The organism is Chitinophaga niabensis (assembly GCF_039545795.1).
Lineage (GTDB): Bacteria > Bacteroidota > Bacteroidia > Chitinophagales > Chitinophagaceae > Chitinophaga > Chitinophaga niabensis_B.
On sequence record NZ_CP154260.1, the window covers coordinates 2,381,734 to 2,393,824 of the forward strand.

General features: G+C 46.8%; 12 protein-coding genes. 7 read left to right on the forward strand and 5 right to left on the reverse strand.

What is annotated here, in order from left to right; genetic code table 11:
• Positions 1-121 precede the first annotated feature (121 nt).
• The 4 genes from AAHN97_RS09425 to AAHN97_RS09440 all read left to right on the forward strand — a co-directional run bounded on the left by AAHN97_RS09425 (position 122) and on the right by AAHN97_RS09440 (position 3,670).
• On the forward strand, positions 122-1,336 hold the full coding sequence (locus tag AAHN97_RS09425) for a family 16 glycosylhydrolase (protein WP_343307338.1): 1,215 nt from the start codon (positions 122-124) through the stop codon (positions 1,334-1,336).
• A 39-nt stretch (positions 1,337-1,375) separates the two neighbouring features.
• Complete coding sequence (locus AAHN97_RS09430) at positions 1,376-2,239, forward strand: polysaccharide lyase (RefSeq protein ID WP_343307339.1); 864 nt, start codon at positions 1,376-1,378, stop codon at positions 2,237-2,239.
• Between the two features lie 64 nt (positions 2,240-2,303).
• Positions 2,304-2,834, forward strand: a complete 531-nt coding sequence (locus AAHN97_RS09435) for a helix-turn-helix domain-containing protein (protein ID WP_343307340.1) — start codon at positions 2,304-2,306, stop codon at positions 2,832-2,834.
• Positions 2,762-3,670, forward strand: a complete 909-nt coding sequence (locus AAHN97_RS09440; RefSeq protein ID WP_343308271.1) for an IS3 family transposase — start codon at positions 2,762-2,764, stop codon at positions 3,668-3,670. The genes AAHN97_RS09435 and AAHN97_RS09440 overlap by 73 nt, the downstream gene beginning before the upstream one ends.
• A 46-nt stretch (positions 3,671-3,716) precedes the next feature.
• Here AAHN97_RS09440 and AAHN97_RS09445 read toward each other — a convergent pair whose 3' ends face one another.
• The 3 genes from AAHN97_RS09445 to proB all read right to left on the reverse strand — a co-directional run bounded on the left by AAHN97_RS09445 (position 3,717) and on the right by proB (position 7,448).
• Positions 3,717-4,628: a hypothetical protein gene (locus tag AAHN97_RS09445; RefSeq protein WP_343307341.1), complete on the reverse strand. Its 912-nt coding sequence runs from the start codon at positions 4,626-4,628 to the stop codon at positions 3,717-3,719.
• Positions 4,629-5,134: 506 nt separating this feature from the next.
• Positions 5,135-6,382 (reverse strand): glutamate-5-semialdehyde dehydrogenase, encoded by a 1,248-nt coding sequence (locus AAHN97_RS09450; protein WP_343307342.1) that lies wholly within the window; start codon positions 6,380-6,382, stop codon positions 5,135-5,137.
• 28 nt (positions 6,383-6,410) lie between these two features.
• Positions 6,411-7,448 carry a glutamate 5-kinase gene (gene proB, locus AAHN97_RS09455; RefSeq protein ID WP_343307343.1) on the reverse strand — a complete coding sequence of 346 codons (1,038 nt, stop codon included), beginning with the start codon at positions 7,446-7,448 and terminating at the stop codon, positions 6,411-6,413.
• 180 nt (positions 7,449-7,628) lie between these two features.
• On the opposite strand from proB, the gene AAHN97_RS09460 reads away from it, so the two are divergent.
• Both AAHN97_RS09460 and AAHN97_RS09465 read left to right on the forward strand, forming a co-directional pair.
• Positions 7,629-9,560 carry a sensor histidine kinase gene (locus AAHN97_RS09460; RefSeq protein ID WP_343307345.1) on the forward strand — a complete coding sequence of 644 codons (1,932 nt, stop codon included), beginning with the start codon at positions 7,629-7,631 and terminating at the stop codon, positions 9,558-9,560.
• Between the two features lie 13 nt (positions 9,561-9,573).
• Positions 9,574-9,807, forward strand: a complete 234-nt coding sequence (locus AAHN97_RS09465; RefSeq protein WP_343307346.1) for a VF530 family protein — start codon at positions 9,574-9,576, stop codon at positions 9,805-9,807.
• On the opposite strand, the gene AAHN97_RS09470 is transcribed toward AAHN97_RS09465, so the two are convergent.
• Positions 9,804-10,628: a helix-turn-helix transcriptional regulator gene (locus AAHN97_RS09470; RefSeq protein ID WP_343307347.1), complete on the reverse strand. Its 825-nt coding sequence runs from the start codon at positions 10,626-10,628 to the stop codon at positions 9,804-9,806. The two genes, AAHN97_RS09465 and AAHN97_RS09470, sit on opposite strands and share 4 nt — an antisense overlap.
• Positions 10,629-10,811: 183 nt before the next feature.
• Between AAHN97_RS09470 and AAHN97_RS09475 the strand changes: the two genes are divergently transcribed.
• A complete protein-coding gene (locus AAHN97_RS09475) occupies positions 10,812-11,300 on the forward strand; it encodes a DinB family protein (RefSeq protein WP_343307348.1) in 489 nt (162 codons plus the stop codon).
• Positions 11,301-11,330: 30 nt separating this feature from the next.
• On the opposite strand, the gene AAHN97_RS09480 is transcribed toward AAHN97_RS09475, so the two are convergent.
• On the reverse strand, positions 11,331-12,089 hold the full coding sequence (locus tag AAHN97_RS09480) for a response regulator transcription factor (RefSeq protein WP_343307349.1): 759 nt from the start codon (positions 12,087-12,089) through the stop codon (positions 11,331-11,333).
• Between the last annotated feature and the right edge of the window lie 2 nt (positions 12,090-12,091).

A 12,091-nucleotide genomic window follows, 5' to 3' on the forward strand; every position in this document is an offset into this window, starting at 1 on the left:
ATTCTGGATATTTGACCCCGTTACCCAGGTATATTATCCACGTTCTTACCGCCCTTTCCACACCCGGGGAGAAAGGAGCAGAGCACTAAACCCGGATTAATTCACACGTTAAAGAAAAACTATGAGACTTCACTCCTTATTTTTACCAGCTACTGCTATGCTGGTAACCTTCCTGTTTACCACAGGGTGTAAAAAAGACACGCAAGCATCCAGATCTGTTCAGCTTGACAACGAGCAAGCTGCCGTATCAGCCCAGGCATTACAACTGGTATGGTCCGATGAATTTGATGGTACCAGCCTCAATACGGGCAAATGGAATTATGAGAACGGGAACCTGAACGTAAATAACGAGCAGCAGTATTATCAGACCTCGAATGTAAGCGTGAGCAACGGTAACCTGGTGATCACGGCCAGGAAGCAAAGCGTGGGCGGAAAACCTTATACCTCCGGCCGCATCAATACCAATGGAAAGTTCTCGCAGAAATACGGGCGTATAGAGGCCAGTATTAAATTACCTGCCGTGCAGGGTTTATGGCCTGCCTTCTGGATGCTGGGCACCAATATTGGCGAACCGAACGTAGGCTGGCCTAAATGCGGGGAGATAGACATTATGGAACACGTGAACACCGGCAGCACGGTGCTGGGCACCATTCACTGGTTTAATACGGCCTATACCTACTATGGTGGCAATACCACTACTTCCCCCAGCAATTACCATTTGTATGCGGTAGAATGGGATGCCAGTTCTATCAGGTGGTATGTGGATGGTGTGCAATTCCACACGGCCAACATCCTGAATAACATCAATGGCACAGATGAATTCCACAAGAACTTCTTCATTATCCTGAACGTAGCGGTAGGTGGTAACCTGCCCGGGCAGGTTATCAACGACAATGCATTGCCTGCCTCCATGCTGGTGGATTATGTGCGGGTGTACAATATCACCAGTACGCCCAACACGGCACCTATTGGTGCTACCATTGCTATCAGGGGGAACAACAATCTTTTTGCCAGCGGAGAGAACGGCACACAGGCCATGCGATGCACGCGTACCACCGCACAGGCCTGGGAACAGTTCACGGTTGTGGATGCCGGTGGCGGCAAAGTGGCTTTAAGGAGCATGAACAAATATGTATCCTCAGAGAATGGTGCGAGCGCTATTACCTGCAGCAGGGCCACTATTGGCGACTGGGAGAAATTCGACTGGGTATCCAACACAGATGGTACCTTTTCTTTAAGAGGAAATAACGGACTTTATATATCCAGCGAAAACGGCGCGCAGGCCATGACCTGTACCCGCCCCACCATTGGCGGCTGGGAGAAATTTACTTATTGATCGCTTTTCTTTTTTTAATCACGTTAATGAAAACAAACTATGAAAAAAATGCGCATTACGGGTACATGCATTGTATCCATCTGTCTTTTGATGACAGCCTGTTCCAAACCAGCGGTAGAAGAAGCCGCCGCTCCGGTACAACTGGATAACACGCTTTCAGCCACGGTTGGCATCGCCGCTATCAACAGTTCTTTCTCTGAGAACTGGAACAGTTACACACACGGTAACCAATACACGCAGGCACAGGCCGCTGCGGATTTTGGGAACGTAAGCGGGTGGAATGCTTCCCGCACCATGATCTCTAACGGTAATCTTCGTGTAACGCTGTTGGCTAATGCGCTTTCCGGCGCCGGTGGCCTGATCAGCAATACGGATATCTCCGATGGCTCAGAATACCAGTTGTCTTTCACCATCCGTTTTCACAGCGCGTTCGACTGGAGCCGTGGTGGTAAAGTTGGTTTCGGTTTCCTGATCGGAGAGGGCAATACCGGTGGTGATCCAGGAACAGATGGCAATGGCGGCAGCTTAAGGTTGATGTGGTATAACAACAATGGCCGTATTTATTTCCATCCCTACGTGTATCACCGCGATCAGGGTGGTCAGTATGGCGATAATTTCGGTGTATCCTATCCTTCTTCCGGCAGCCTGAGCAAGGGCACTACCTACAGCGTAACCATGTATGCCAAGAGCAATACCGGCTCCAGTACCAATGGCCGCGCAAGGATCATTATCAACGGTACTACTGTGCTTGACAGGGCAATGCGCTGGACTACCAACGATGCGCAAAGGCTGATCAGGAACATGTCTTTCCATACTTTCCGCGGTGGCAGCCAGAGTTACTGGATGTCTCCCACGGAAGGTTACATTTACTACGATGATTTAGTGGTGACAAAACTACAATAGAAAAAAAGCCCTCATACATTGTTGGAGTGCCCCCAAAAAGTTAGACACTATTGGGGGCATTTTTATGAGTAGACAACAAAAGTATAGTTTGGCCTATAAGCTTGATGCGGTCAGGCAGGTGGTCGCAGGTAGATCATCAGTACGCCAAAAGGCAGATCTGCTGCAGATCAATATTGATATGCTACGCAGGTGGGTCAGCTACTACCGGGCATTCGGCACAGCCGGGCTTGAGCGGCAGAACAACCGTTACCCTGCTTCTTTTAAAATGGAGGTGATAAGGACTTATTTGCAGGAAAGCTTATCTTTAAAAGCAACCTGCCTACGTTTCCATATTCCTTGTACGGCTGTACTGAGCAGATGGCTTCGTATATACGAACAGGAAGGTAATGTAGGGTTAAAGCAGGAGAAAAGAGGTAAACGTAAGTCTATGGCACCGAAGAAGCCTGCAACAAAAGGCGCAAAAGTTAAAACAAGGGAACAGGAACTGGAAGAAGAGCTTGCTTATCTTCGGCTTGAAAATCAATACCTAAAAAAGCTTCAGGCCTTAATTCAAAAGAAACAGGAGGAGAAAGCCAAAGAGAAAAAGCGCTCATAGTGCTTGAATTAAGGCAAAAAGGGAATTTAGCGCAACTACTGCATATAGCCTCCATGGCCCGCAGTTCTTTCTACTATTACATCAACCACAAGCCCGTTGCAGACCGGTATGAGGTTATAAAATGCCGGATTGTCCAACTCTATCAACGTCATAAAGGGCTTTTGGGCTACCGGCGGATACTGCTGGCCTTACGCTCAAAAGGACTTAAGATCAATCACAAAACGGTACTAAAGCTCATGCAACAGCTCCGGCTTAAAAGCGTGATCCGACGGAAGAAATACCGGTCATACAAAGGGGAAGTAGGGAAAACTACGCCGAATTTGCTGCAGCGGAAGTTTAAAGCAGACCGGCCTATGCAAAAATTGGCTACCGACATTACCGAGTTCAAAGTAAAAGATCAGAAACTATATCTTTCCCCGGTAATCGACCTGTTTAATGGTGAGATCATTAGCTATAAGCTATCTGAGCGTCCTAACTTCGAGCAAATAACACAGATGTTAAAAGGCACTATCAGGCGGCTTACCAGCGATCTTAAACCCATTCTGCATTCTGATCAGGGATGGCAATACCAAATGAAACAATACCAGCAAATATTGCTGGAAAACAACATCTCTCCCAGCATGTCCAGGAAAGGTAATTGCCTGGACAATGCCATCATTGAGAACTTTTTCGGCACAATCAAAGCAGAAATGTTTTACCTGAAAAAGTATCAATCCATCCAGGAGTTAGCCAGTGACATCAAAGAATACATTCATTATTACAATCATACCAGGATTAGAATTAACCTAAAAGGAAAGAGCCCGGTACAATACCGAGCTCAATACTTAAAAAATTAAAAAAGTCCAACTATTGGGGGCTAGTCCATGTATGAGGGCTTTTTTATTAGAAAGGTATCGGATCACCATTGTCATCCCACTGATCATTTACACTTATCTTAAAGCCCGAGGTATCACTATTGGAAAACATATTCCCTGATAAAACAACCTTCTTATTCCGGTAGCAGCTCACGTTGTAAACTGTTTTGACGCGGGCTGCTCCTGTGGTACGGTCAAGTGCTGTAATAATTACAGTAGAAGGGATCTCTGTGAAAAGTACATAATCACCATAGGTTTTTGCATCTTTTTTGCTGAGATACCTGATATCATACCCATCTGAAGACTGATCCCTGTTAAAAAAGAACCTGGTGGCCTGATGGGATACAGAAACATTAATACTGTCAGCAGGCAGGGCATCTGCAATACGCACTTCAATGCTGCTGATGACGCGTTGGAGCAGGATACTTGAATCCGGCAGCTTACTATTGGGACCTACCATTGTGGTCACACGTTTATAGTAGGTGTCCGGGATCTTCAATAACTGCCCGTTGCTATCCTTGAAATCCAACCTTGCCTGTCCGAAATCACTGGCTGAGTAAAAGATGGTTGCCGGGACCGGAGATGAACCTATCAATACAATAGAATACACACCGGCAGGCAACGAATCAGTGATATGCCCAAATTCCACATTATTAGTGGCCAGGGACTGGTATTTAGTACTGACAAGGTTTCCGCTGCTATTATATGCTATATAATGCAGGTGTTGGATGGCGTTGCCTAAAGAATCCCTCGCGTTACTAAGATCCTGACCTCCTGCCTTCCTGGAATCGAGATCGGTGACCTGACGGTCGAAATCAGTAACAGAAAATCTAACAGGGAATTTTTCGGCTTCAGGAGGGGTTGAAGGGGAATTACCATCTTTTTGACAGCTAACAAAAAACAGGCTAAGGGCAATAGCCGAATAAAACAATGTTTTCATAAGGGTTTAATTTTTAAGATAAGGGTTAACGAATAACTGACAGATCAAAGGTATACGGGGTGTACGCATTCAATCAGCGTAAGCATAAAAAAGGGGCCGATAGAAAACGGCCCCCGATTGTTAACCTACAACTGTCACTAAATATTTTTTGATTGGAGAATGATGTAAAAGTAGTGCACTAACAATCGGTGAGCAATGGACAATTACAGGAATAAGTTGTACTTTTTGATCTGGCATTATGCAAATCAATCATATATAGTTTAACAAAGTTTTTGGATTAATTCCCGTAAATTCATTGTTCATCAAATAAAAAGGAGGTATTCATGCAATCTACAGGATATTCGTGGAAACCTTCGGTTGGTATCGCCTAACCGGGTTGCTCCGCAAAAGAAAACTGTGACGCTTTGGCGTCGAATATAACCTCCCTGGTAAATCCGGGGAGGTTTTTTATAAAATGAAACGCTCCGGAAATAGTCCCGGAGCGTTTCATTTTATGATGTCTGTTTTTATCTTACCTGGCCATCACCATACACTACCCATTTCTCTGTTACCAGTTTCTCCAGGGCAAAAGGCCCGCGTGCATGCAGTTTCTGAGTGGAAATACCGATCTCTGCACCCAATCCGAATACGCCACCATCCGTGAACCGCGTAGAGGCGTTCACGTATACTGCAGCAGCATCCACTTCCTGCAGGAACCTGTCGCTCAAAGCGGTATTATTGGAGATGATCGCTTCTGAGTGTTTGGAGGAATACCGGCGGATGTGTTCCAAAGCTTCTTCTGCGTCTTTCACCACTTTCACGGAACATTTAAAGTCCAGGAACTCGCGCCCGAAATCTTCCGGCTGCGCAGCCACCAGTTGGGGATAGCCACCGGCTTTTAAAATGCCGTATGCGGTTTCATCCGCAAAGATCTCTACATTATAGGCTGCCAGGGAAGGAGCCAGTAAAGAGAGGAAAGGAGAAGCAACAGCTGCATCTACCAATACCGTATCGAGCGCATTACATACGGATGGCCGGGATACTTTGGCATTGGTAACGATCTTACTGGCTTTATCCAGGTCTGCCGTACTTTCCACATAAGTATGGCAAACCCCTGCGCCGGTTTCTATTACCGGAACACGGGAGTTCTCCCGTACAAAGTCTATCAGTTGCTGGGAACCGCGGGGGATCAGGATGTCTATGTATTTCACAGCCGTTAGCATCTCATTGATGAGGTTACGGTCTGTTGGCAGTAATTGTACAGCATTTGGATCAGCACCGGATTCCTGCAAGGTTTCCTTAATGAGGGCAACCAGGCATTGGTTGGTATGAAAGGCATCCGTGCCACCTCTTAACACACAGGCATTGCCGGAACGGAGGCACAAGGCAGCCACGTCTACCGTTACATTGGGGCGGGATTCGTAGATAACACCCACCACACCGAGGGGAACGGTGAGTTTGCGCACCCGTAATCCATTCTCCAGTTTCTTTTCAGAAAGCACCTGGTTGGCGGGGTCGGGCAGGAGGGCAATATCTTCCAGGCTGGCGGCGAGGCTGGCGATACGTTCTTTATTCAGTAGTAAACGGTCCTTTTTTGGATCTGTATCGGGCATCTTATCCAGGTCCTTCCGGTTTTCGCGGATGATCTCGTCTGTATGTAACAATAACCTGGCCGCCAGGTCACGCAGCAATTGCTGTTTTCCTTCGTCGGCCAGGGCTTTGATGGAACGGGTGGCATTTTGTGCCTGTTCCAGTAATGGTAAGATCGATCCCATGTCTTTTGTCTTTCAGTTTCAAATATTTCTAGAGCAAAACAATATCATCTGCATGCGCCACTTCTATATTCTGCGCTTTATTCCCAGAAGCCAGTACCTCTGAAGATACCTTGGCCCTGGCTACGGCTATTACCTGCTCATTTTCGTCTACAATTTCAAACACTTCACCGCATTCAAACTTCTCCAATATGCCTATCACTCCAACAGCCAGCAGGCTGCGCCGTTTTTTCAGCGCCTGTTCTGCTCCGGCATCCACCTGCAAGCGCCCTGTAACCAGGCTGCCGCTGGCCAGCCATTTCTTCCGGGCCGGCATATTACTGCGGGCCTGTGCCAGGCAGCGGGTACCTGTTTTCCCTGCTATGGCCAGGGAAATGCCATCAGGCGTGCTGATGCCAAAGATCACCACACCAATACCCATCCGGGTGGCCAGACGCGCAAAGGTGAGTTTGGATACCATGCCTCCCAGGCCCAGGGAAGACTTCTTCCTGTCTGCCAGCGCAAAGGCTGCTTCGTCTATTTCATCGATCTGCGGCACTATTTTCCCTTCCTTGTCCAGCACACCCGCCACGGAGGTGCTGAAAAGCAGGAGGGATGCCCCAAAGCCCACGGCAATAAGGGTAGCCAGTTCATCATTGTCAGAGAATTTCAGCTCTACATCACTCACCACATCGTTTTCATTCGCAATGGGAATAATGCCGCTGGCCCATAACTCTTCGTAGGTTTTCTTTAATTGCAGGAACTGGTTCCTGTTAGAGAAATGCTGCCGCTCACAAAGACTTTGGGCGATGGCAATACCATAAGCCGAGAAGTAATGGGAATACCGGTTCAATAATACCGGGTTGCCGATGGCCGCCGCAGCTTTCCGTTCACTGATGGTGCCGCTATAGGCCTTCAGGTGTTTCTTGCCTGCCGCCACTGCCCCGGAGGACACCAGCACCACATTGTAATCCGCATGCACAGCAGCCACCTGCTCCGCAATAGCGGCTATTACACTTTCATCCAGCTCGCCGTTATCATGGGTAATGGATGCCGTTCCAAATTTTATAACAAGTATCGGTTTAGTCAATTTCCAGTCTTTTATGGGCTAAAATTATTAAAATAGCATCGCATTTCTTAGTGATTGCCGAATCAGAGGTATCGCACACAAACAAAATTGTGTCGTAATAACCTGCATCTTATTTACTGGCAAGGCTTTCAGGACGAATATTAATTGTATATTCATCCTACGCATTTATATATCCCCGGTTTGAGAATCATACTATCATATGTAATTTTTACAGTCCTATTCGCAGTTCAGTCTTCTGCTGCACCTGTAGTGAAGCTGTCAACCCAACAATCCTACCAAAGGATAGGCAGGCTGTGCGGCTGGTATACGGATAAGGATGCGCAGCTTACGCTGAACGATGTGATGCAGCCTGCATTCCAGGCAAATTTTAAGCCTTACATACATGATATGCGCAGCTATGGCATCACCAACGCTGCTATATGGATCCATGCCACCTACAATAGCAAAGAAAGAACTTACCTGGTAGCGGAGTTCGCGAATATAGACAGCATTTTCCTGTATTACTTTGACAGCGGACGGCTTAAAACAATCGTTTCCGGCAGTCATTTACCGCTTAAGAACAAACGCTTTAAGGTACCCGGGTTTAGTTTTGAACTACCGGCTTCCAACGGGCAGCCCAAAGAATTCTGGGTACGCGTCCGTTCCGGTAATGCCGTGATCATCCCATTGGCCCTGACCACGCCGGAGGGCTTGCAGCGTTCCTTTATGGGTTTGTTTGTGATAGAACTGGTATACGCGGGTGTGGTACTGGCTTTATTCGCCTACAATCTTTTCCTGTATATCAGCCTGGGTACCCGCAACTACCTGTATTATCTCTGTTACCTGATCTGCTTCGTGGGCTTTGTATTGTTTTACCTGCGCGGGTTTCACGTGTTCCTGGGGCAAGCGTTATCCTACTTCATCAACATGAACGGGATCAGTTTTGTAGCCGTTACCTATATGTTCGCCATCCTGTTTTCCGTTTCTTTCCTGGATGGGAAAAAGCATGCACCCAGGCTGAGGAAAGCTTTATTCATACTCATCGGGCTGTTGTGGATCCCGGTTGTTTTCAACCTGGCCGGATACAGGCCGGGAGCCATCAAGATCCTGGAACTTTGCAGTTTCCTGCTGCCTTTTGCTTTTATCTACATGGCCGTTAAAGCCCTTAAGCAGCGCTACAAGCCTGCCCGGTATTTTTTAGCGGCCTGGAGTGTATTGCTGGTGAGTATGATGTTGTTTGCTACTGCCAATACAGGATTACTGCCTTTCCTGCCTTTCAGTTTCTGGACCTTTTACATCCTGCCGATTGCCTCTGCTATTGAAATGAGCCTGCTCTCCTTAGCACTTGGCAGTCATTATACAGAAATGAAAAGGGAAAAGATAGCGATGCAGGAGGCCATGCTGGCAGCCGTGGAAAAAGAAGTTACAGAAAGAACAAAAGAACTGAAAGAGAGCAATCATGTGAAAGATAAAATGCTGGGGATTATTTCGCATGACCTGAGAAAACCGCTCAACAACCTGTCCGGCATGCTGGACCTGGTGGAGCTGAAAGCCCTGTCTGCCGGGGAAATACAGGATTTCTCCCTCACCGTACGGCAGAACATCAAACATATTACAGGCACCATGAACAATATGCTCAACTGGTCCCTTTCCCAGATGAACCGCATAGAAACACGGCCTCAGAAGATCATCTTATATCCCTTCGTATTACAGATCATCGAAACCTACTGGTATGCCACGGATCAGAAGAACATTCACCTGAAGGCAGACATTCCTGAAGGCATAATGGTATTGGCTGACTTCAACCAGCTGAACCTGGTTGTGCGCAACCTGCTGGACAATGCGATCAAATTCACCCCCAAAGGAGGGATGATCCTCGTAGGTTGCAGAACTAGCGCTAAAACAGTGGAGCTGTATGTACAGGATAATGGCATGGGCATGCATCCGGAAGAAGTAGAAAGACTGCTCTCAGAGAACAGCTTCTATTCCACAGAGGGTACGGAAGAAGAAAAGGGAACCGGTTTGGGTTTACAGCTTTGTAAGGAATTCATTGTACGTAATGGCGGGGTATTGCAGGTGAAAACCGCGCCCGGTGAAGGTGCTGAGTTTTCTTTCTGCGTTCCGAGAGTATAATTAACTTTGCGGCATGCAAACATCCAAAGACCCTTTACATGGGATCACGCTTGAAATGATGGTTACACAACTTGCGGAGAGTTATGGATGGGCGGAGCTGGGGTACCAGATCCGTATCAACTGCTTTATCAGCAATCCCTCTGTTCAATCCAGCCTGAAGTTCTTACGCAAAACGCCCTGGGCACGTGCCAAAGTGGAGGAATTCTATAAGTATTCCCTGCTGGAAGGGAAACTGAAACAGCATTAATGTACGGCCTGGTTCTGCAGTGCTTCATGCGCCAGCCTGTTCTTTATAAACGCCCGCGGGGTTTTTCCGGTAACACTTTTAACACTGGTATTCAGGTGACTGGGGTGCACCTCCAGCAGATCTGCCAGCTGCTTTACTGTTTTCATGCGCAATTCCTGTCCCCGCATCACTTTGTCAGCTTCTTCTGCCAGCAATTGCAGAAAACGTTCTGTCACATGTGCCGCATCAGCAGTCGTTTTTAATTGCGCCATCTGATATTTGTAAGCCCTGTCTGCTTCTATCAGCATCATGTGCAGGTATAACCGCAACATCTCGGTATTATACTGAATGATATCATTGAATTCCTGGTGCAGTTTAATAAACAGGTCGCGGAAGATGGTTGCCTGTGCCGGGCTCAGCTGGAGTACCGGGTTGTTGAACAGCATATTATCCTGTAGTGCTTTGAGGTGTACAGCATTAAAAGCATAAAAAGAAGGATTGAAGATACAGTAGTAACCTTCCCGTTCTGCTGTAGTATCCTTCCATGAACTGACCTCTGCAGGTTTCAGGAACAGGATGCAATCCGCAACAGCGCGATAAGATTGCTCATGATAATGAAACTGGCTGCGCCCTTTGGTCAGCAGCAGTACCTTGTACAGATCGTTCCTGTTTGCCTCAAATGCCTGGTTGCCGGGGTATTCATCCAGCCGGAACACACTGAAATGTGCAGGCTCCGCAACTCTGATCTGCTCTGTATAAGAAAGCGGCAGATTGTGAGAAGGCGGTAAATAGGAGTTTCCTAAGTCAGCTAATTGGTATAAAGCCACCATTTGGGATTTCATAATGACTAAAGATAATTAATTATACTTTGAATTTATATTATCTTGCGGGCGTATCTGAAGAAAAAGGAGGTGTAATATGACCCATTGCAAACACACCCGGCAGGCTCTTTAGGAGCCTATACACCAAAGCGTCCCGGCGCTTTAATCACAACCTATTTATTGTAGTATTTAATTATTTTCCGCATGGATCTTAATTCAGCAAAGCTATGCCGTTACAACAACTGGGCTAACGGCAGGGTCTGTATGCATCTGAAAAGCCTGCCGGAGGGGCTGGTCTTTCAACAGGTGCAGAGTGTATTCCCTTCCATCTTCGATACACTGGTGCATATGTATGTAGTTGATACTGGATGGTTTGAAGTACTGGTTACACCGGATTATCAACCCTCAAAAGAGCGCATAGATCAACTGGTGGAAACCACAAAAGGATGCAGCCTCGAAGAAATGGAGGCACTGCTTGCCGGTATACAGGCTAAGTTCCTGGCCTTTGTGGAAACACAGGACATGAACAGCACTGTCTTTTATTGGGGAATGGATTTCCGCTATGGAGATATCATACAGCATGTAGTGAACCACGGCACGTACCACCGCGGCAATATTACCGCCATGTTACGCCAATTGGGGCATACGGGTATTCAGCAGGATTACTCGTTGTATCTGTATACGTTTAAATGAGAAAAGGCCCCCATTGTACAGGGGGCCTTTTTATTTCTTTTGCATAATGTACTGGCTGGGGCTCACGCCAAACTGTTTAATAAAATTCTTCCCAAAATGCGTTTGTGATTTGTAACCCGTCATCATAGCCACCTCGTAGATCTTGTATTGCTGGGTGGATAATAATTCCGCGGCTTTCTTCAACCGTGTGATATTGATCAGCTCATGCGGGGTAAGATCGGATATTGCTTTAATCTTCCTGTACAAACTGATCCTGCTCATGTTCACGTATTTGCAGAGATGCTCCACATCCAGTTCCGTATTTTCAATCTCTTCCAGGATGCAGTTGTAGATTTTTTCCAGGAAGGCTTCATCCTCGCGTGTGTGTGCAATGGTATTAATATGTACCAGGGGAGTATTGGCAAAATATTGCCGCACTTTATGCCGGTTACTGAGCAGGTTGGCGATCTGTACCTTCAGGTAGGCAGGAGAGAAGGGCTTTTCAATGTATGCGTCTGCCCCGATCTCCAATCCCTCTATTTTTGATTGTAAGGTATTTTTAGCTGTCAGGAGTATTACGGGTATATGGCTGATCTCAAAAGTGGTTTTAATGCGTTTACAAAGCTCAAAACCATCCATTACGGGCATCATCACATCACTGATCACAAGGTCCACCATTTCATGGTGCAGTTTAGCAATAGCCTCTTCTCCATTTTCTGCAGAGAGGATCATGTATTCTGCCTGTAAAATGGAGGAAACGAATTCTATGATCTCTTCATTGTCGTCGACTAATAAAATAACAGGTTGCATGG